Below are 17,496 nucleotides of genomic sequence, written 5' to 3'. Positions count from 1 at the left end.
GGGGCAGACAGGACCGTTGGCGCCATGGATGGCGCCATCGAGCCCCCATGGATGGGTTTATGGCGTGTCCTGCCTGCCCCHCCCGCCCCACCCAGCACGTAGAAACCCAGAGCCGTGAACAGCGCTGTTGCCGTTGCTTGTGCTCCGGCTTGAAACGGGTGCCGGGCAGCGCCCGGCCGGGTATCCTTTCCCTCTGATGTCCGACCTTGTCCATGCCAGCCGCGAAGCCCTCAGCGACGGCGGCGCGCTCGCCTCGCATCTGGACGCCTTCGTTCCGCGTCCGGCGCAGCTGCGCCTGACCGAGGCCATCGCCGATGCGTTGCAGCAGCGCGACCTGCTTCTGGCCGAGGCCGGTACCGGCACTGGCAAGACCTTTGCCTACCTGGTGCCGGTGCTGTTGTCCGGATTGCGCACCATCGTCTCAACCGGTACCCGCGCGCTGCAGGACCAGCTCTACCACCGTGATCTGCCGCGTGTTCGGCAGGCGCTCGGCATCGGCCTGCGCAGCGCGCTGCTGAAGGGGCGCGCGAATTACCTGTGCCGCTACCGGTTGCAGCAGGCGCGCGGCGAACCGCGTTTTTCCAGCCCCGAACAAGCCGCGCAGTTCCAGCGCATCCTGGCGTGGTCCGGTCGTTCGGAGTTCGGTGATATCGCCGAACTGGACGGTCTGGCCGATGATTCGCCGCTGTTGCCGATGGTCACCTCCACCGTCGACAACTGCCTGGGCACCGACTGCCCGTTCTGGGACGACTGCTTCGTGGTGCGTGCGCGGCAACGCGCGCAGGCCGCGGACGTGGTGGTGGTCAACCATCACCTGCTGCTGGCCGACCTGGCGTTGAAGCAGGACGGTTTCGGTGAACTGCTGCCGGGTGCGCAGGCCTTCGTCATCGACGAGGCGCACCAGTTGCCCGAGCTGGCTGCGCAGTTCTTCGGTGAAGGCTTTGGCATGCGTCCGTGGCAGGAACTGGGCCGCGACTGCCTGGCCGAAGCGCGTGGCGTAGGCGGTGCGCAGTCGGCGCTGCAGGAACCGGTCGACCAGCTGCAGCAGTCGCTGTTGGCGTTGCGTTCGGCGATGGAAGGGCTGCCGCCGCGTGGCACGCAATGGCGCGCGCTGGCGATGCCACAGGTGCGCGATGGGTTCGACATGATGATGGCGGCCCTGGTAGCGCTGGAACAGGCGCTGCAGCCGCTGCGCGAAGCCGCGGCGGGCCTGGATGCCTGCCATGCGCGCGCGCGCGAGGCCGTCTCGCGGCTTCGCCGCTGGCTGGGCGATGACGAGCCCACCCTCGATTTCGATACCGATCCGGCGGAGACTGCCAGCGCCGCCGATGTGCTCTGGTACGAGCTCACGCCACGTGGTTTCCGCTGCCAGCGCACGCCAATGGATGTATCCGGTCCGTTGCGCGAGCATCGCGAACGCAGCCGTGCTGCATGGATCTTCACCTCGGCGACGCTGACCGTTGGCGGTGGCTTCGATCATATCGCCACCCGGCTGGGCCTGGACGATCCGCACACGTTGGTCCAGCCCAGCCCGTTCAACTGGCCGGAGCAGGCGTTGTGCTATCTGCCCGAGGGCCTGCCTGATCCGGCCGCGCGTGGTTTCGGAACCGCGCTGATCCAGACCCTGCGGCCGGTGCTGCAGGCGTCGCAGGGCAGGGCGTTCCTGCTGTTCGCTTCGCATCGCGCCCTGCGTGAGGCTGCCGAGGCACTGCGCGATGGGCCATGGCCGTTGTTCGTGCAGGGTGAGGCACCGCGCGCGACGCTGCTGCAGCGCTTCCGCGAATCGGGCAATGGCGTGCTGCTGGGCTCGGCCAGTTTCCGCGAGGGCGTGGACGTGGTCGGCGAAGCGCTGAGCGTGGTGATGATCGACAAGCTGCCCTTTGCCGCCCCGGACGACCCGGTCTACGAGGCGCGTCTGGAGGCGATCCGCAGCCAAGGCGGCAACCCGTTCCGCGACGAGCAGCTGCCACAGGCGGTGATCGCGCTGAAGCAGGGGGTCGGCCGCCTGATCCGCAGCGAGAGCGACCGCGGCGTGCTGGTGCTGTGCGACCCGCGCCTGCTCAACCGCGGCTACGGCCGGGTCTTCCTCGATTCGCTGCCACCGTTCCGCCGGACCCGTGCCCTGGCCGATGTGCAGGCCTTCTTTACGCCACAATGGGCGCCCGTGGCCGATGATGCCGTTCCAGCCACCGCCCCGCCGGCGGGCCCGGAACCGGCGCCCGGCGCCACGTTCCCCCTGTTCTGACCTGATCCGATGAAACTGCTCGCCTTTGAAACCGCCACCGAAGCCTGTTCCGTTGCCCTGCATGTCGATGGGCAGGTACTGGAACGCTTCGAGATCGCCCCGCGCCGGCACGCCGAGCTGAGCCTGCCGTGGGCCGAGGCATTGCTGGCCGAAGCCGGCATCAGCCGCCGCCAGCTGGACGGTATCGCGCTCAGCCGTGGCCCGGGTGCGTTCACCGGTGTGCGCCTGGCGATCGCCATCGCGCAGGGCATCGCACTGGCGCTGGATCGTCCGTTGTTGCCGGTATCGACGCTGCAGGTGCTGGCGCTGCGGGCACCGGCAGATGAAACGCAGATCCTGTCGGCGGTCGATGCGCGGATGGGCGAGCTGTATGTCGCGCGCTTCGAACGTGTGGACGGCCTACCGGTGGCGCGCGATGGCGAGCGCGTCTGCGCGCCGGCGACGGTGGCGCTGCCGGAAGGTTTGTCGGCCTACGGCGTCGGTACTGGTTTCGGAGCGGCCGACGGCGCGCTGGTGGCGCAGTTGGGCAGCGGCCTTCGTGGATTCGATGCTGCGGCGTTGCCGCGGGCATCGGGCGTGCTGGCACTGGCCGTGCCGGCGTTCGCGCGCGGCGAGGCGATTGCGCCGGAGAAGGTCGAGCCGGCGTACCTGCGCGACAACGTGGCACTGACCCTGGTCGAGCAGCAGGCTGCGCGCGAGGCGAAGGCGAAGGCCAACGGCTGAGCCCCTCGTGGCGGCGACTGCGTAGAGTCGAGCTTGCTCGACTGAAGGGCTGCGCGCTTGGCCGGGCGGGGTGGGTTMGCGGGGGACGCCGTGAACCCGTCCMTGGGGGCTTGGCCGCGGCATCCATGCCGCGGACACCCCCGCGAACCCACCCAGCCCGACCTCTGACAGTTTCCGTGCGTGTCCGCCACGGGAAATCAAAAAAAGAAAAGTCAAAGTCAAACGCCGATCGCTTCGCTCGCATCCACGCATGGCGTGGATGTGTCGACCAAGGTCGACACCTACCAACAGCGGAGCGGGACGCGATGCGCCGGGATCTGTCAGAGGTGGGGCGGTGTGGGCTTGCAGGACCGTTGGCGCCATGGATGGCGCCATCGAGCCCCCATGGATGGGTTTACGGCGTGTCCTGCAAGCCCACGCCGCCCCGCCAAACCCAAAGCCCAACCGCCGCTTTTGACGTTGACGTTGACGTCCAGCGGGTCCCGGGCCGCAGGCCCGGGCAACAGAAAACCTACCGGTCGTCGCGCAGCTCGCCGCCGGGCAGGAATACCCACGTGCGCGTGACCTGCAGGATGTCGATCTCGTCCTCGGTCTTCGGCAACGGCGGGAATGGCTGCGCCAGCTTCACCACCCGCAGTGCCGCCTCGTCCAGCAGCGGCGTCCCGCTTGAACGCAGGATCCGGCTGCTCTCCACACTGCCATCGCGGCGCACGCCCACGCTGATCACCACCTGGCCGCCAAGACGGCGCTGCCGGGCCTCGTCCGGGTAGTTCAGGTTGCCGACCTTCTCGGCACGGTCAACCCAAGCGCGCAGGTAATTGGCATACACATACTCACGCGTGCTGGCCGACACGAACTTGCGATTCGGACGCTTGGCGTATTGCGCCGAGCGCAGGTGTACTTCAGCGGCCAGCCGCGCCATCTCCACGTCGCGCTGCTCGCGCGCGCTCAGTCGAGCATCCGGCTCGGGCTGCTCCGGCGCAGGTCGCGCCTGTGCCTGTGCCACCGTGTCCTGGCCGTTGCGGCTGCTGACGACCCGTGCCTGCGGCGGTGGAACCGGAGCAGCCGATTGCCGTTGTAGCGGTACCGGGCTCAGCCCGGACTGGGCCTGCGGCACGATGCCGGCCTGGTTGTCGCGTGGACGTTGCGCGCGGTCGTGCTCGCCACCCCCTTCCTGGTTGGCCGCAGCCAGGAAATCGGCCTGTTTCGGGGTCAGCGCGGTGCGGGTCTGGCTGAAGATCACTTCCAGCGTCGGCACCAGCGGCGCATCACCTTTCACGGCGAAGCCCACGCCCAGGATCAGCAGGGCGTGGACCAGCACCGACAGCGCGATGGTCGCCCCCAGCCGCTGCGCTTCGCGCGGCGGCGGGGGCAGTACGGCAGGGGCGGCAGCCATCAGCGCAGGCCGGCCTCGAGTGCGTCGAACAGGGTGCCGGCAATGTTCAGGCCGTACTGCGCGTCCAGTTCGCGCACGCAGGTCGGGCTGGTCACGTTGACCTCGGTCAGGTAATCGCCGATCACGTCCAGGCCGACGAAGCGCATGCCGTGGCGCTTCATCTGCGGACCGACCTGGGCGGCGATCCAGCGGTCGCGCTCGCTCAGCGGGCGACCTTCGCCGCGACCGCCGGCGGCCAGGTTGCCGCGGAACTCGTCACCTTGCGGAATGCGTGCCAGGCAGTAATCGACCGGTTCGCCATCGACCAGCAGGATGCGCTTGTCACCGGCGGTGATGTCGGGAATGAATTTCTGCGCCAGCGCCATCCTGTGGCCGCCGTCGGTCAGCGTTTCCAGGATCACGTTCAGGTTCGGATCGCCCTGGCCGCTGCGGAAGATCGAGCGTCCGCCCATGCCGTCCAGCGGCTTCAGTACGGCCTGGCCATGCTCCAGCGCGAAGGCCTTCAAGGCCTTGGGGTCGCGGCTGACCAGGGTCGGCGGGCAGCATTGGGGGAACAGCAGCGCGGCCAGTTTCTCGTTGTAGTCGCGCAGGCCCTGCGGGTTGTTGACCACGCAGGCGCCGGCAGCTGCGGCCACGTCCAGCACCTGGGTGTCGTAGATGTATTCGGCGTCGACCGGCGGGTCCTTGCGCATCAGCACAATCTGGCCGGGGCCGAATTCGGTGCGGCTGAATGCGCCCAACTCATACCAGCCGGCCGGGTCGTCGCGCACCTGCAGCGGCGCGGTCTGGGCCACCGCCACGCCGCCCTCCAGGGCCAGGCCGCCCGGGCGCACGTAGTGCAGGGCATGGCCGCGGCGCTGGGCTTCCAGCAGCATGGCGAAGGTGGTGTCCTTGGCGATCTTGATGTGGGCGATGGGGTCCATCACCACGATGACGTTCAACGGCATGGGCGCACCTGTCAGGCAAGGCGTTGATGGTAGCGGCAACGCCGGCCGCGCGCCTCCCCGCCGTACTGCAACGCTGCGTCCGCCCGGCGCTCGCGCACTCATTGCGAAACCCGTCACGTTCAGCGGGGTGCCACACCCCACGCCATGGGGCGGCCTTGAAGCGGGCGCGGGAAGTGCGATATAGATACGCTTTCGTAGCGGCCCCCGCCAAAGATCGGGCCGTGCGCTTGGGGATAGGCAATGACTGAAAACACGACTGCGGGCGGGGAACTCGCAGGACTCCGGGTGATGGTCATCGATGATTCGAAGACCATCCGCAGGACTGCGGAAACGCTGCTCAAGCGCGAAGGCTGCGAGGTGGTCACCGCCACCGACGGCTTCGAAGCGCTGGCGAAGATCGCAGACCAGCAACCGCAGATCATCTTCGTCGACATCATGATGCCGCGCCTGGACGGGTACCAGACCTGTGCGTTGATCAAGGGCAACCAGCTGTTCAAGGCGACCCCGGTCATCATGCTGTCGTCCAAGGACGGCCTGTTCGACAAGGCGCGGGGACGCATCGTCGGCTCGGAGCAATACCTGACGAAGCCTTTCACGCGTGAAGAACTGCTGGGTGCCATCCGCACATACGTCAACGCCTGACCAGGGGGGAAAGGCACAATGGCTCGTATCGTTCTGATCGAGGATTCACCGACCGACCGCGCGGTGTTCACCCAGTGGCTGCGCCGTGCCGGCCATGAGGTGCTGGAAGCGGACAACGCCGAGGATGGACTGCAACTGGTCCGCGACCAGGCACCGCAGCTGGTACTGATGGATGTTGTCCTGCCCGGCATGAGCGGCTTCCAGGCGACCCGGGCGATGGCCCGTGATGCGACGATCAAGCACATTCCGGTGATCATCGTCAGCACCAAGGCGATGGAAACCGACAAGGCCTGGGGACTGCGCCAGGGCGCGGCCGATTACATCGTAAAGCCGCCGCGCGAGGATGAACTGATCGCGCGGATCAACGAACTGGTGGCCTGATGCGCTCGCCCTTCGACATCCTTGAAGCCTATGAACGGCGCAGCCTGGCCCATGCGGTGCAGCTGCCCGAGCGGCAGTTCGCCCAGGACCTCTGGCGTGGCGTGGGTTACCGCGTCGGCCAGCGCCGGCTGGTGTCCGATTTCCGCGAAGTGGTGGAAATCGTGCCGATGCCGCCGGTGACGCCGGTGCCGTGCGCGCAGCCGTGGCTGCTGGGCGTAGGCAACCTGCGCGGCAACCTGTTTCCGGTGGTTGACCTGAAGCACTTCCTGGAAGGCACGCGTACCGTGCAGCAGGAAGGCCAGCGCGTGCTGATCATGCGCCAGGCCGGTGGTGACGTCGCGCTGACCATCGACGAACTGTTCGGCCAACGCAGCTTCGAGCTGGACCAGCAGATCGCCGCGGGCACGCTGGCCGAAGGGCGCTATGGCCATTTCGTCGATCACGCCTTCCATGCCGATGGCCACGATTGGGGCGTGTTCTCGCTCTCGCTGCTGTCGCGCACCCCTGAATTCCGGCAAGCCGCGGCCTGAGGCCGGGCATCGCCCCCTGCATTGAAGATCGAGGTTGAACGATGAGTACTGCTTCGGACGCCACCAAGACCGGCAAGCTGCGGCTGGGCGGCAGCAACCTCTGGCTGTTCCTGCTGCTGGCATCGATGATCCTGTTCGGCGTCAACACCGGCGTCGCCACATGGCAGGGCAGCCGCCTGGCCGACGCCGGCTCCAAGGCCGCCGATCTGCAGGTGCTGTCGCAGCAGCTGGCCAACCAGGGCCGTGACGCGGTTGGCGGCAACGCACAGGCGTTCACCGCCTTCAAGGCGACCCGCAACGCGATCGAACAGAACGTGTCGACCCTGCAGGGCCGCTACGGCAAGGAGCCGGGCGTGTCCGGCGCGATCACCACCCTGGGTGAAACCTGGGCGCCGCTGGGCAAGCAGGCCGGGCAATTGGTGGCCAGTGAGCCGGCGGTGCTGGCCCTGGCTGGCAATGCCAACAACTTCACCGGCGCCGTGCCGGGCCTGCAGGCCCAGCTGAACGAACTGGTGCGCGCGATGTCGGCCTCGGGTGCGCCGTCGTCGCAGGTGTACAGCGCACTGCAGCAGGTGGTGGTGGCCGGTTCGATGGCCCGCCGCGTGACCGAAATGCGTGCTGGTGGCAGCGCTGCGGCGACCTCCGGCGACGCGCTGGCGCGTGACATCACCGTGTTTTCGCAGGTGCTCGACGGCCTGCGCAACGGCAACGAGGAACTGGGCATCACCGCCGTGCGCGGTGCCGCCGCCGTCGCCGCGCTGGAGCAGTCGCAGCAGAAGTGGGAAGCGATGAAGCAGGACGCCGACGCGATCCTGGCCAGTTCGCGCCAGCTGTTCGCCGCGCAGTCGGCGGCCACCGCGCTGGGACAGGGTTCGGCGCACATGCTGGACGACAGCCGCAAGCTGTTCGAGGCGTTTTCCTCGTTCGGCTCGGTTTCCGATACCCGCCTGTTCCCGAATTTCTGGATCGGCGTGGTTTCCGGTGCGCTGTCGCTGATCGCGATCATCGGTTTCGTCTCCACCAACGTGCGCAGCCGCTCGCGCGAGCAGGAACTGCGTTACCAGACCCAGGTGGAATTCAACAGCCGCAACCAGCAGGCCATCATGCGGCTGCTGGACGAAATTTCCTCGCTCGGTGAGGGTGACCTGACGGTGAAGGCCTCGGTGACCGAGGACATGACCGGCGCGATCGCGGATGCGATCAACTACGCCGTTGATGAGCTGCGCCACCTGGTGACCACCATCAATGACACCTCGGCCAAGGTCGCGCTGTCCACCCAGGAAACCCAGGCCACCGCCATGCAGCTGGCAGAGGCGGCGGGCCATCAGGCCAACCAGATCACCTCGGCGTCGGATCGCATCGGCGAAATCGCGGCGAGCATCGAGCAGGTGTCGCGCAACTCGGCCGAATCGGCCGACGTGGCACAGCGCTCGGTGGTGATCGCCGCCGAGGGTGCCGGCGTGGTGCGCGAGACCATCCAGGGCATGGACCAGATCCGCGACCAGATCCAGGAAACCTCCAAGCGCATCAAGCGCCTGGGTGAGTCGTCGCAGGAAATCGGCTCGATCGTGGAACTGATCAACGACATTTCCGAGCAGACCAACATCCTGGCGTTGAACGCGGCGGTGCAGGCGGCTTCGGCCGGTGAAGCGGGCCGCGGTTTCGCGGTCGTGGCCGATGAAGTGCAGCGCCTGGCAGAACGCACCTCCGGCGCGACCCGACGCATCGAGAACCTGGTGCAGGCCATTCAGGCCGATACCAATGAAGCGGTCACATCGATGGAACAGACCACCGCCGAAGTGGTGTCCGGTGCACGCCTGGCCGAGGACGCCGGCACTGCGCTGACCGAAATCGAGCGCGTGTCCAATGCACTGAACACCCTCATCAAGAACATCTCCATCGCCGCCCAGCAGCAGTCGGCCGCGGCCTCGGACATCACACGCACCATGGGCGTGATCCGGCAGATCACCGGCCAGACCTCGCAGGGTGCTGGGCAGACCGCCGAATCGATCGGCCACCTCGCGCAGCTGGCGGCGGACCTGCGTCGTTCGGTCGCCGACTTCAAGCTGCCGGCGTGACGCGGGCAGGGCGGCGAGCAAGGAACCAGTCGATGAAGCATTTCCATTCCCCACGCCAGAACTCGCGCGGCTTCCGCGCGGCGGCGAACGGAGCGCGTCCATGAGCAGTCTGCGCGATGCGATGAGCCACGCAGCGCTGGGCTGGGTCAAGCCCGAGCTGGACGAGACCCTGCGCCAGGTGCGCAACGAGGTCGAGTACTACGCGGAAGACCCGACCGATGCCAGCCGCATGCGCATCTGCGCCGGCTACCTGCACCAGGTGCAGGGCACCTTGCGCATGGTCGAGCTGTATGCGCCGGCGATGGTGGCCGAGGAGCTGGAACAGCTGGCCCATGCCATCGGCGCCGGTGGCGTGGCCGATCGCGATGAAGCCTGCGCGACCCTGATGCGCGGCAGCGTGCTGCTGCCCGACTACCTGGAGCGCCTGCAGAACGGCCATCGCGACATTCCGATCGTGTTGATGCCGTTGCTCAACGAGATCCGCGCCGCGCGTGGCGAGGAGGGCGTGCATGACAGCGTGCTGCTGGCGTTCGCGCCGGACAGCGTCACCGCCACCGAGGCCGAACTGGACCATGCGCGTGGCAGCCTGAGCGGGCGCAACCGCGAACTGCTCGACACCGTTGGCAGCGCGGTGAAGGAAGAACTGCTGCGCATCAAGGACGCACTGGACCTGCACCTGCGTACCGGCGGTGCGCCGGAACAGCTGCAGACCCAGGCCAATGAGCTGGGCGCGGTGGCCGATACGCTGGGCATGATGGGCCTGGGCGTGGCCCGCGGCGTGGTCGTGCAGCAGCGTGATGCACTGCGTGGTGTGGTTGAAGGCCGCCAGCAGATCGACGAGAACCTGCTGCTGGATATCGCCGGTGCGCTGCTCTACGTGGATGCCTCGCTGGATGACCAGGTCGCCCATCTGGGCGCCGGCGGCAGTGGCGAGGACGATCCGAGCGCAGTGGAGAACCGGCGCACGGTAGAGGTGCTGGCCCATGAGGCCATCGCCAACTTCGCTGCCGCACGCGAACATTTCGTGGCCTTCATCGAGACAAGCTGGAATCACGACGAGCTGCGTGACGTGCCACGCCTGCTGGGCGATGTTGCCGGCGCGCTGCGGATGCTCGACCTCGGCACCGCCGCCGACTACCTGCGCGGCGTGCAGCAGTACATCGAGGCCGAACTGATCGGCCGCCAGCGCGTGCCCAGTGGCCGTCAGCTGGACACCCTGGCCGACGCCATGGCCAGCCTGGAGTACTACCTGGAAGCCCTGCGCGATCGCCGGCCGGGGCGCGAGGACATCCTCGACATCACCCGCAGCAGCCTTGAGGCGCTGCGCTACTGGCCGTTGCCGGACCGCAATGCCGTCGAGCCGGCAGCATTTGCGCCGCAGGTGATCGAGCGCGAGCCGGTCACGCTGCAGGCCGAGCAGCTGCAGCCGGAGCACATCGAGATTGTGGTGCAGCCAGCCGCGCCTGCCCCTGGCGATGTACCGGTGCCGCTGCCGGACTTCACCTTCGACCCGCCCATGGCTACCGAGACGGAGGCGCGCGACAGCAACCTGATGTTTGGTGCGCTGGGCGCCGCCGCCGTTGGCACTGCGGCGGTGCCGCTGTCGCTGCATGGCGAGGCGGATGCACCGCTGGTCTTTGCCGCTTCCAGCGCACCGGCACCCGAGGTTCCCCAATGGGATCTGGCATCGTTCCAGCCGGAGGCCGATCCGCTCACGCCATCGGACGATGAGCGCAGCCCCACATTCGCCAGTTTTGATCCGGTCAGTTTCGAACAGACCGACGCAGGGCAGGGCGCTGCGGCGCAGTGGACGCTGTCGGAGGTGACGGCGCCGGCGCAGTCCGATGCGATGACCGGCCTCGACGTCGAGGAGACTGACGGTACGACGCTGTCCATCGATGCCGGTGCTGATGCCGTACCGGTGTTCGATCCGGTGGTCGCCGAGCATCATGATGTTTCTGCTGGCGACGACGTCGTGTTCCGTTTCGACGCCGATGCGCTGGACAATGCCGAGGATGTGCTGTCGCTGCATGCGATGGAGACGCTGTCGCTTGATGGCGATGCCGGATTGCGTCCGTCGCTGGAGATCGTCGATGCCGACGCGCTCGCGCTGGCGGATGAGAGCCTCGTGGTTGCCGAAGTGGAGGCCGTTCCAGCGGCGGTGCCGGAGGACATGCCCGCGCCGACTGACGATGCATCGACAGCGGTCGCTGAAACGCCCACACCGGCGGTGTCGGTGATCGACATCGACACCATCGCTCCGATAGATTTCAGCGAAGCCGACGCGCAGTTCTTCGCCGAACTGAGTGCCGCCGCTGCGGACTTCAATCCGCAGGCCGTGGCTGTTCCATCCGCTGCGGAGATTCCGGCTGTGGCTGGAGCCGAGGCCGGCTTCGAGGCCGGCTTCGACGACGATGCCGAGAACATCGACGAGGACATCCGCGAGGTGTTCCTGGAAGAGTTCGACGATGAACTGACCAATCTGGGGGCATTGCTGCCGGCGTGGCGCATGCAGCCGGACAACATGGACCGGCTGCGGCCGATCCGCCGCATCTTCCATACCCTGAAGGGCAGTGGCCGCCTGGTCGGTGCACGCACCCTGGGCGAGTTCGCGTGGAAGATCGAAGGCATGCTCAACCGTGTGCTCGACAGCAGCCGCCCGGCGACGCCGGCCGTGCTGGCCATGGTTGACAACGCACATGCCGCGCTGCCGCAGCTGAACGCCGCATTGCGCCATGGCCAGCGGATCAGTGTGGATCTGCAGGCGATGCAGGCCATCGCTGACCGTGTTGGCGCGGGCGAGGAAACCTACTACGTTCCGCTGCCGGTTGCGGCCACGCCCGCCGTACAGGCGGTCGAAGTCGACAGCGAGGACGAGATCAGCCGTATCCTCGAAGCCGAAACCCTCGCACCGGTGCAGGCCGAAGCCGACCTGGCGCCCGAGCTGCCCGGCACGCCGGCCAACATCGACAGCGTGCTGCGCGAGATCCTGGAAGCCGAAGTGGAAGTCCACCAGGCGACCCTGCAGGACTGGCTGCGTTCGGCACAGCAGGCACCGCAGCCGGTCAGCGACGCGCTGCTGCGTGCGGTGCACACCATGAACGGCGCCTTCGCGATGACCGAAGTTCCGGAGATCACTGCGGTCACCGGCGGTGCCGAGTCCTACATCAAGCGTGCATTGGCCGCCGATGTGGTACCTGGCAACGAGGGCGTGGCCGCACTTGACGCGACTGCGCAGGCGATCACCGCGACCATGGAAGCGCTGCAGGCCGAACAGCCACGGATTGCGCCGCAGGAGGCGCTGGCGCAGCGCCTGCAGGCGCTGGCCGGTGAGCTGCCGGAAGCGCGCTGGCCGATGGTCGGCCTGGAGGACGACGATGATCTGGCGTTGGACGCCGGTCTGGAGTTCGACACGGGTGCCGACCTGCCGGAGGCGCTCGTGTCCGGCCACACAATGCAGGAGCATGCCGAGCCAGAGCCAGAGCCAGAGCCAGAGCCAGAACTGCTCGGGGCCGAGGTCCCGGCACAGGAGATCAGCGAAGCGACCGATACCGGCCCCGATGCCGGTGAACTGACTGGCAGCGATGATCTTTCGCGCTACTTCGATGCCGGATGGCCCTCTATGCCAGGCGGGGATGAACCCGTCGTGCCGGACGCGGGATTGATTGAATCGATCCAGCCAGTCGGGCAGGGACCGGCTGCCGCAGCCGATGACAACGCAGCGGTGACGCCAATCGGTGAAGCCGAAGCCGAGCTGACCGCGGTAGACGACCTGTCGCCGTACCTCGACGCCAGCGCGCTGCCGGTGGATGACCGCGATGCGGATGAGATGCCGGTGTCCGCGGAAGTTGACGCGATCGACCTGAATAGGTGGTCGTCCGACGGTCAGATCGTTGTCGGCGGCAGCGCCATTGATGACGCTGCTGCACTGCCACTCGACAGCGAGCTGTCGAGCCTGCAGGATGAAATGGCTGCGCCGGGTTTTGCAGAACCGGTCACATTGGCAGCCGCGCTCGAGGCCGGCCTGCACGTGATCGACGAAGAGCAGACCCTGGACGAAGACGGGCAATGGCCCGTGCTCGGCCTCCAGGCCAGCGAACTCGCGCCGGGCGAGGCGGAAGCCTTTGCCGAGGATGCGGACGTCGGCGGGGAGGCGGCGGTCGGTGAAGGAGAGAGCGCCGACCAGCCGTCCCCGGCGACGGTGGATGAGCCGTCCCCGATGGATACAAGCGGGCACGCGCGCTTCTTCGAACTCGAAGACGCACCTGGGCAGGTCGTGCATCTTGCCGATGCCGGGCACATCCATCTCGAAGCAGAGGCGAGCACGCCGATCCGTGATGAAGTGCCTGCCGCAGCTGACAACGAAGCGGAGACCGACGCGCTCGACTTCAGCGTGTATGACCGCGAGCTGATCGACATCTTCGTCGAGGAGGGCAAGGACCTGCTCGACCACTGTGATGGCCTGATCAGCGAGCTGCGCGATGCACCTCAGGACCGCGAAGTGCTGGCTGGGCTGCAGCGTGACCTGCACACCCTGAAGGGTGGTGCACGCATGGCCGGCATCAACGCGATCGGCGACCTCGGCCACAGCATCGAATCGCTGCTGGAAGCCGTGGCTGCGGGCCGTACCGAGATTGATCGGCGCGATGTGCAGCTGCTGGAGCGCGGTTTCGATCGCCTGCACCAGCTGCTCACGCGCACAGGTGCCCACCGCGCGGTGGAGCCAGCGCAGGATCTGGTCGAGGCCTTCGAGGTGCGCACCAGTACCGACCTGTCCGCTGCCGCCGCAGCGGCCAGTGCTGCGCGTGAGGACGATGCGGCAACGCCGGAGGCCGTTGAACCCGCCCCGGTGCTGGTTGATCTTCCGCTGTCGGCACCGCTGCCCGCCGAGGGAGCGGTTGACGAAGATCCGCTGGCGCGTCCGCAGCAGGAGCAGGTGCGCGTGCGCGCCGACCTGCTCGATCGCCTGGTCAACCATGCTGGTGAAGTGGCGATCTATCGCTCGCGGCTTGAACAGCAGCTGGGTGCCTTCCGTGGTGCGATGGGCGAACTGGAACGTACCAACGCGCGACTGCGCGACCAGCTGCGCCGACTCGACCTGGAAACCGAGGCCCAGATCGTCGCCCGCTACCAGCGCGAGCAGGACCAGGCCGACCAGAAGTTTGATCCGCTGGAACTGGATCGCTTCTCCACCCTGCAACAGCTCAGCCGCGCGCTGAACGAATCGGCGGCCGATCTCGGGGGCCTGCAGGGCGTTCTGGACGATCTGTCGCGCCAGTACGACTCGCTGCTGCAGCAGCAGTCGCGCGTCAGCTCGGAACTTCAGGATGGGCTGATGCGCGCGCGCATGGTGCCCTTCGACGGCCTGGTGCCGCGCCTGCGTCGCGTGGTCCGCCAGTCCGGCATGGACACCGGCAAGCAGGTCCATCTCACTCTGGAAGGCACCCATGGCGAACTGGACCGCAACGTCCTGGATCGCATGGTCGCGCCACTGGAACACATGCTGCGCAACTCCGTGGCCCATGGCCTGGAGGGACCGGAACAGCGCCGTGCCGCCGGCAAGCCGGAGGAAGGCGAGATCGCCATTCGCCTGCACCGGGAAGGCTCGGAAATCGTGCTGGAGGTGGCCGACGACGGTGCAGGCCTGGACCGTGAGGCGATTCGTCGTCGCGCCATCGACCGTGGCCTGCTGGCCGCCGATGCGCAGCCGAACGAACAGGAACTGGACAACCTGATCTTCGCCTCCGGCTTTACTACCGCCGACCAGGTCAGCCAGCTGGCCGGCCGCGGCGTGGGCATGGACGTGGTACGCAACGAAGTGCGCCAGCTCGGCGGCTCGGTCGACATCCAGTCGGTGCGTGGCCAGGGCGTGCGCTTCACCCTGCGCCTGCCGCAGACGCTTGCGGTCACCCAGGCGGTGTTCGTGCAGATCGGCGAGACCACCTTCGCCGTGCCGGTCGCCTCGGTCAGTGGTATCGGCCGCCTGTCGCGCGAACGTTTCGAAGCCGCCGACAGCAGCTATCGCTACAGCGGCGAAGACTACCCGCTGTACGACCTCGGCAGCCTGGTCGGGCAGGCCCCGGCCCGTGCCGACGGTCAGGCCCAGGTGCCCCTGCTGCTGGTCCGTGCCGGTGACCTGCGTGCCGCCGTGGCGATCGATCAGGTGCTGGGCAACCGCGAAATCGTGGTCAAGCCGGTCGGCCTGCAGATCGCTTCGGTGCCGGGCATCTACGGCGCCACCATCACCGGCGATGGCCGCGTGGTGGTGATCCTGGACGTGGCGCCGCTGGTGCGCCGCTTCCTCGCCAACCCGACGCAGCCGGTGCTGGCCAACGCCCCGCGCCAGGAGCGCCAGGTGCCGCTGGTGATGGTAGTGGACGACTCGCTCACCATGCGCAAGGTCACCGGGCGCATCCTCGAACGCCACAACTTCGAGGTCAGCGTCGCCCGCGACGGCGTGGAAGCGCTGGAACGCCTGGAAGAGCGCGTGCCGGACCTGATGCTGCTGGATATCGAGATGCCGCGCATGGATGGGTATGAGCTCGCTACTGCGATGCGTGCCGACCCGCGCTACAAGGATGTACCGATCGTCATGATCACTTCGCGCAGCGGCGACAAGCACCGCCAGCGCGCCTTCGAGATTGGTGTCCAGCGTTACCTGGGCAAGCCGTACCAGGAACTGGATCTGATGCGTAACGTGTATGACCTGCTGGGGATCGCCCGTGTCCGTGAGTGAAACCCAGGCGGCCCCGGCCGTTGCCCTGCTGGCCCGCCCGGGTGCGGCGCGTGAGCGTCTGCGCGAGGCGCTGTCGCACGCGGATGTGCAGCTGGTGCTGGAAGATGACCCCAATGAACTGGAGGCTCTGGTCCTGCAGGAGGCGCATCCGCAGTTCGTGGTGATCGCGCTGGAGACCGCCATCGAAGACGCGCTTGAACGCCTGGAAGCCGTGCTGTCCGCACCAGGCCTGACTCTCGTCTTCGACGAGGCCGAACTGGCCGCACGCCGCGATGGCTGGGAAGCCCAGCGTTGGGGCCGTCACCTGGCCGCCAAGCTCCATGGCCACCAGCAAGTGCTGCCGCCGGGGGCCGAAGAGGAACCCAGTCTGCAGCTGGAGCCGGGCCACCCCGCCCCGGCACCGGCGCCACGGGAAGAAGCGCTGCAGCCGCACCTGGACCAGGCACTGAGCTGGGCCGACGAGGTGCCGGCTGACAGTCTGTACTCGCCACCGGCGCACGTGCATGAACCGATTGCGCTGGAACAGGCACTGGCAGCGTTGCAGCCGGAACCGCTGGAAGCCCGGCCGCTCCCGGCGCCGCTGGACATTCCGCCCGTGGCGCCGGTTGCGCCAGCCATCCCCTTCGACCACACCGCCTGGTCGCTGGTCGAGGACGTAGCGCATGCTCAGGCCGCTGCATCCGCAGCTGATGACGTGCCGTTGACCGCCTTCGATACCGGGCACCTGAGCCTGGTTGATCTGGATGCGGCGGCGCCGGTGGGCGAGCGTGCCGGATCGCTGCTGGTGCTGGCCGGCATCGGTGGCCCCGATGCACTGCGTCGCCTGCTCGCTGCACTGCCGGCCTCGCTGGCCGTGCCGGTACTGGTGCACATGCGCCTGGATGGCGGACGCTACGGCAATCTGGTCAAGCAGATGGCACGCGTGTCACCGCTGCCGGTGCAACTCGCTGAAGCTGGCCAGCGCGCAGCGCCTGGTGAAGTGCACGTACTGGCCGATGACATCGGCGTGCAGGCAGCCAGCGATGGGCTGCATTTTGTCAGCGATGCGCAGGGTATTTCGATTGCCGCACTGCCGGCTGGGCACACGGCGCTGGTCCTGCTCAGTGGTGCCGACCTAGCCTACGTGGGGCCGGCGCTGGATCTGGCCGCTCGCGGTGCCTGGGTGGCAGGGCAGGTGGGCGATGGCTGCTACGACCCTGCTGCAGCCACGGCTGTGGTTGCCGCAGGCATGATTGCCGGTGAACCGCCGGAGCTGGCGCATGCCATCGCCTCGCGCTGGGGCATGGAAGACGAGGAGGGAGAGGCACCATGAGCTACGCCAGCAATGACGAAATCCGCGGTGTCCTGATCCAGGCCGGCAACGAGCGTGTTCTGCTGCCCAATGCCACAGTGGCCGAGATGATGTCACGCGTGCCGGTGCAGCCGGTGCCGGACGCACCGCGCTGGCTGGTCGGCGAAATCGGCTGGCATGGCTGGCAGGTGCCGCTGGTGTCGTTCGCGCGGCTGTCTGGGCTGGGTGACGACGGCGTGGGCGGCCACAACAAGGTCGTGGTGCTGAAGGCCCTCAGCGGTAACGCACAGCGCCCTTACTACGCACTGCTGACGCAGAACTTTCCCCAGTTGATCTCGGTGCCGCGCGATGGCCTGCTGGCCGATGCCTCCGAGGAAACCCTGCCGCAGATCGTGCACATGCGGGTGCTGCTGGGTGAGCAGAGCGCGTTGCTGCCGAACCTGGACGCGCTGGAAGCCGCGCTGGATTCGCTGGTCGGGTAGTGCCGGCCGCTGGCCGGCAACCTCATCACCACATGGATGCCGGCC

11 protein-coding genes are annotated in these 17,496 nt (G+C 67.7%); 9 read left to right on the top strand and 2 right to left on the bottom strand.

Annotated elements, in window-relative coordinates; all coding sequences use genetic code 11:
- Positions 1–196 precede the first annotated feature (196 nt).
- Positions 197–2,245: an ATP-dependent DNA helicase gene (locus D7Y61_RS21200; RefSeq protein WP_180869148.1), complete on the top strand. Its 2,049-nt coding sequence runs from the start codon at positions 197–199 to the stop codon at positions 2,243–2,245.
- Between the two features lie 9 nt (positions 2,246–2,254).
- Positions 2,255–2,968 carry a tRNA (adenosine(37)-N6)-threonylcarbamoyltransferase complex dimerization subunit type 1 TsaB gene (tsaB, locus tag D7Y61_RS21195; protein WP_180869147.1) on the top strand — a complete coding sequence of 238 codons (714 nt, stop codon included), beginning with the start codon at positions 2,255–2,257 and terminating at the stop codon, positions 2,966–2,968.
- 511 nt (positions 2,969–3,479) lie between these two features.
- On the opposite strand, the gene D7Y61_RS21190 is transcribed toward tsaB, so the two are convergent.
- On the bottom strand, positions 3,480–4,364 hold the full coding sequence (locus D7Y61_RS21190; RefSeq protein ID WP_180869146.1) for an energy transducer TonB: 885 nt from the start codon (positions 4,362–4,364) through the stop codon (positions 3,480–3,482).
- A complete protein-coding gene (gene gshB, locus D7Y61_RS21185) occupies positions 4,364–5,311 on the bottom strand; it encodes a glutathione synthase (RefSeq protein WP_180869145.1) in 948 nt (315 codons plus the stop codon). The genes D7Y61_RS21190 and gshB overlap by 1 nt, the downstream gene beginning before the upstream one ends.
- 240 nt (positions 5,312–5,551) lie before the next feature.
- Between gshB and pilG the strand changes: the two genes are divergently transcribed.
- The 7 genes from pilG to D7Y61_RS21150 all read left to right on the top strand — a co-directional run bounded on the left by pilG (position 5,552) and on the right by D7Y61_RS21150 (position 17,451).
- Positions 5,552–5,953, top strand: coding sequence for a twitching motility response regulator PilG (pilG, locus tag D7Y61_RS21180; RefSeq protein ID WP_005418455.1), 402 nt, complete (start codon positions 5,552–5,554; stop codon positions 5,951–5,953).
- An 18-nt stretch (positions 5,954–5,971) separates the two neighbouring features.
- Complete coding sequence (locus D7Y61_RS21175) at positions 5,972–6,334, top strand: response regulator transcription factor (RefSeq protein WP_180869144.1); 363 nt, start codon at positions 5,972–5,974, stop codon at positions 6,332–6,334.
- Complete coding sequence (locus D7Y61_RS21170; RefSeq protein ID WP_180869143.1) at positions 6,334–6,864, top strand: chemotaxis protein CheW; 531 nt, start codon at positions 6,334–6,336, stop codon at positions 6,862–6,864. Before D7Y61_RS21175 ends, D7Y61_RS21170 begins: the two co-directional genes overlap by 1 nt.
- Positions 6,865–6,905: 41 nt before the next feature.
- Complete coding sequence (locus D7Y61_RS21165) at positions 6,906–8,942, top strand: methyl-accepting chemotaxis protein (protein WP_180869141.1); 2,037 nt, start codon at positions 6,906–6,908, stop codon at positions 8,940–8,942.
- Between the two features lie 100 nt (positions 8,943–9,042).
- On the top strand, positions 9,043–15,678 hold the full coding sequence (locus tag D7Y61_RS21160) for an Hpt domain-containing protein (protein WP_180869139.1): 6,636 nt from the start codon (positions 9,043–9,045) through the stop codon (positions 15,676–15,678).
- Positions 15,665–16,990, top strand: coding sequence for a chemotaxis protein CheB (locus D7Y61_RS21155; RefSeq protein WP_180869138.1), 1,326 nt, complete (start codon positions 15,665–15,667; stop codon positions 16,988–16,990). Before D7Y61_RS21160 ends, D7Y61_RS21155 begins: the two co-directional genes overlap by 14 nt.
- Positions 16,987–17,451, top strand: a complete 465-nt coding sequence (locus D7Y61_RS21150) for a chemotaxis protein CheW (protein ID WP_180869137.1) — start codon at positions 16,987–16,989, stop codon at positions 17,449–17,451. Before D7Y61_RS21155 ends, D7Y61_RS21150 begins: the two co-directional genes overlap by 4 nt.
- Positions 17,452–17,496: the final 45 nt, after the last annotated feature.

The organism is Stenotrophomonas maltophilia, from assembly GCF_013464485.1.
In the GTDB taxonomy this organism is placed as follows: domain Bacteria; phylum Pseudomonadota; class Gammaproteobacteria; order Xanthomonadales; family Xanthomonadaceae; genus Stenotrophomonas; species Stenotrophomonas maltophilia_AW.
This window is presented reverse-complemented; position numbering and strand designations above follow the sequence as displayed.

Coding starts and splice junctions, on each gene's coding strand:
- pilG (WP_005418455.1), top strand. CDS start 5,552: ATGACTGAAAACACGACTGCGGGCGGGGAACTCGCAGGACTCCGGGTG.
- D7Y61_RS21150 (WP_180869137.1), top strand. CDS start 16,987: ATGAGCTACGCCAGCAATGACGAAATCCGCGGTGTCCTGATCCAGGCC.
- D7Y61_RS21160 (WP_180869139.1), top strand. CDS start 9,043: ATGAGCAGTCTGCGCGATGCGATGAGCCACGCAGCGCTGGGCTGGGTC.
- D7Y61_RS21190 (WP_180869146.1), bottom strand. CDS start 4,364: ATGGCTGCCGCCCCTGCCGTACTGCCCCCGCCGCCGCGCGAAGCGCAG.
- D7Y61_RS21165 (WP_180869141.1), top strand. CDS start 6,906: ATGAGTACTGCTTCGGACGCCACCAAGACCGGCAAGCTGCGGCTGGGC.
- D7Y61_RS21200 (WP_180869148.1), top strand. CDS start 197: ATGTCCGACCTTGTCCATGCCAGCCGCGAAGCCCTCAGCGACGGCGGC.
- D7Y61_RS21175 (WP_180869144.1), top strand. CDS start 5,972: ATGGCTCGTATCGTTCTGATCGAGGATTCACCGACCGACCGCGCGGTG.
- D7Y61_RS21170 (WP_180869143.1), top strand. CDS start 6,334: ATGCGCTCGCCCTTCGACATCCTTGAAGCCTATGAACGGCGCAGCCTG.
- tsaB (WP_180869147.1), top strand. CDS start 2,255: ATGAAACTGCTCGCCTTTGAAACCGCCACCGAAGCCTGTTCCGTTGCC.
- gshB (WP_180869145.1), bottom strand. CDS start 5,311: ATGCCGTTGAACGTCATCGTGGTGATGGACCCCATCGCCCACATCAAG.